Genomic DNA, 3,305 nt, shown 5'->3' with positions numbered 1-3,305 from the left:
GGGGAGTGGCAGGAGCCGCCGCCGCTTTCGCCGGTGCTTTTTTCGCCGGTGCTTTTTTCGCCGGTGCCTTCTTCGCGGGTGCCTTCTTCGCGGGTGCCTTCTTGGGAGCGGGTGGCCCGCCGCGCTTCTCGGGCCGGTGCTGCGGGTCTGTCATCTATCGCTCCCCGCCGCCCCGCCCGGAGCGCCGCCGCAGCCCCGGGCCGAAGTCGCGCGCCCGCCGAAATCCGGGTTGGCGGTCCCGATCGCGATCGGCCTGGCGCTCGCCGGCGCGGCCATCGTCCTGCGCCGGTTGCGGCGCAGCTGAGACCCGCCGGCATGACCGAGGCCTTCAGGCCGACCGCCGACCTGGTCGACGACATCGGACCCGACGCCCGCAGTTGCGACATCCAGTTCCGTCAGTTCGGCCGCCGCACCGAGTTCGCCGGGCCGATCGTCACCGTCCGCTGCTTCCAGGACAACGCTCTGCTCAAGTCGGTGCTGTCCGAACCGGGCGGGGGCAGGGTCCTGGTGATAGACGGCGGCGGATCGCTCCACACCGCACTGGTCGGAGACGTCATCGCCGAGTCGGCCCGGGCGGGCGGATGGGCCGGTCTGATCATCAACGGCGCCGTGCGCGACGCCGCCACGCTGCGGACCCTCGACATCGGCATCAAGGCACTGGGCACCAACCCGCGCAAGAGTGCCAGGACCGGGGCCGGTGAACGAGACGTCGTGCTGGTGCTCGGCGGGGTCGAGTTCCGTCCGGGCGACGTCGCCGTCAGCGACGACGACGGGATCGTCGTCGTCGCCCCCTAGGGGGGTGGCCGCGTTGGACCGTGCATCGGGTTCGGCCTAGGGTGAGCGGAATGTCGGATCAGCAATCCCCGACGCGGCCCGCCTTGCGCCGGATGGCGCTGTTCTGCGTGCTCGCCGGCGCGCTGGTCGCCGGCCTGATGTTCCCCGTGGTGGGCGGTCTCGGGGTGGCGAGCAACCGCGCCTCGGATCTGGTCACCCAGGGTTCGGCCGACCTCGTCGGCGGTGACATCCCGGCCGTCTCGACCATGGTCGACGCGGCCGGGAAACCGATCGCCTGGCTGTACGTCCAGCGGCGCTGGGAGGTGCCGAGCGAGCGCATCGCCGACACCATGAAACTGGCGATCGTCTCGATCGAGGACAAGCGCTTCGCCGCGCACAACGGCGTCGACCTGCAAGGCACCCTGACCGGTCTGGCCGGGTTCCTCAAGGGCGGCAGCGACACCCGCGGCGGGTCGACCATCGAGCAGCAGTACGTCAAGAACTTCAACCTGCTGGTCAACGCGGAGACCGATGCGGACCGCCAGGCGGCGGTGGAGACCACACCGGCCCGCAAACTCCGGGAGATCCGGATGGCGCTGGCATTGGACCGCGCACTGAGCAAGCCGGAGATCCTGACCCGCTACCTCAACCTCGTCCCGTTCGGCAACGGCGCCTACGGGGTGCAGTCGGCGTCGCGCACCTACTTCGGAGTCGACGCCTCCCAACTGAACTGGCAACAGGCGGCGCTGCTGGCCGGCATGGTGCAGTCCACCTCCGCGCTGAACCCCTACACCAATCCCGAGGGTGCGCTGGATCGGCGAAACCTGGTGCTGGACACCATGATCGAGAACATTCCGGATCGGGCCGGAGAGTTGCGCGCGGCTAAGAGCCAGCCGTTGGGCGTCCTGCCCCAGCCCGCCTCGCTGCAGCAGGGCTGCATAGCCGCCGGGGACCGCGCCTTCTTCTGCGACTACGCCCTGGAGTACCTGGCCCGGGCCGGGATCAGCAAGCAGGACGTCGCCCGCAAGGGTTACCTGATCAAGACCACGCTGGACCCGACGGTGCAGACCAGCGTCAAGCAGGCGATCAACGCGGTGGCCAGCCCCGACCTGGCCGACGTCGCCAGCGTGATGAGCGTCATCCGGCCGGGCAAGGACAGCCACCGGGTGGTGGCCATCGCCGACAACCGCGGATACGGGCTGAAGCTGGAGGCCGGCCAGACCGTGCAGCCGCAGCCCTACACCCTCGTCGGCGACGGCGCGGGATCGGTGTTCAAGATCTTCACCGCCGCCGCGGCCCTGGACATGGGCATGGGCATCAACGCCATGCTCGAGGTACCGCCGTACTTCGCCGGCAAAGGTCTGGGCGACAGCCAGACGCCGGGCTGCCCGCCCAAGACCTGGTGTGTCAAGAACGCCGCCGGCTACCGCAGCCCGTTGAGCATGACCGACGCCCTCGCGCTGTCGCCCAACACCGCCTTCGCCAAGCTGATCCAGCAGGTGGGGGTCGGCCGCACCGTCGACATGGCGGTCCGGCTGGGCCTGCGGTCCTACGCCGACGCCGGTACCGCCCGCGACTACGTCAAAAGCGACGAGAGCCTGGCCGACTACATCAAGCGGGAGAACATCGGCTCGTTCACCCTGGGCCCGTTCGAGGTGAACGCACTCGAGCTGTCCAATGTCGCGGCCACCCTGGCCTCCGGGGGGATGTGGTGCCCGCCGAACCCGATCGACACGGTCTTCGACCGCAACGGCAAGGAGGTCTCGATCCCGACCGCCAAGTGCGAGCAGGTGGTGCCCGAGGGCCTCGCCAACACCCTGACCAACGCCCTGGCGAAGGACACCACGATGGGCACCGGCGCAGCCGCTGCGGGCTCGGTGGGCTGGGGCCTGCCGATGGCGGGCAAGACCGGCACCACCGAGTCGCACCGGTCGTCGGCCTTCGTCGGTTACACCAACCAGCTGGCCGCGGCCAGCTACGTGTTCGACGACTCTCCGAAACCTGCTGCGCTGTGCGCCTTCCCGCTCCGCAAGTGCGGAGGAAGCGGGAACCTCTACGGCGGCACCTCGCCGGCGCAGACCTGGTTCCTGGCGATGAGTCCGATCGCCACCAACTTCGGGCAGGTCGCCCTGCCGCCCACCGATCCGCGCTACGTCAACGGCGCGCCCGGCGTGCCGGTGCCCGAGGTGGTGGGCCTCAACCTCGACGCGGCCAAGAAGCGGATCAGGGACGCCGGCTTCCAGGTGGCCGACGTGCCGACGCCGCTGAACAGCTACTCGACCAAGGACACGGTGATCGGCACCACGCCCAGCGGAGCGCTGCTTCCCGGTTCGATCGTGACGATCAACGTCAGCAACGGCGTGGCGCCGGTGCCGGTCTACACCCCGCCCCCGGCACCGCCGGCGTACACCCCGGACTACAGCCGGCCCCAGAACACCTACACGCCGACCTACGACGACTACACGCCGGACTACAACAACCCGCCGCCACCGCCGGCCGAACCCCCACCGCCGGCTGACGCCCCGCCGCCG

Annotated in this window: 2 protein-coding genes; both read left to right on the top strand. The window is 70.1% G+C overall.

Going from position 1 to position 3,305, the window contains the following annotated elements:
• Positions 1-315 precede the first annotated feature (315 nt).
• A complete protein-coding gene (gene rraA, locus ACKOQ4_RS08685) occupies positions 316-795 on the top strand; it encodes a ribonuclease E activity regulator RraA (RefSeq protein WP_526290857.1) in 480 nt (159 codons plus the stop codon).
• 50 nt (positions 796-845) lie between these two features.
• Positions 846-3,305, top strand: a 2,460-nt coding sequence (locus ACKOQ4_RS08680) for a penicillin-binding protein (protein WP_526290855.1), incomplete at its 3' end; no start/stop codon positions are given.

It is taken from the genome of Mycobacterium sp. (assembly GCF_046095365.1).
Classification (GTDB): Bacteria; Actinomycetota; Actinomycetes; order Mycobacteriales; family Mycobacteriaceae; genus Mycobacterium.
The sequence above is the reverse complement of the archived record's forward strand: the minus strand, read 5'-3'. Positions and strand labels throughout refer to the sequence as shown.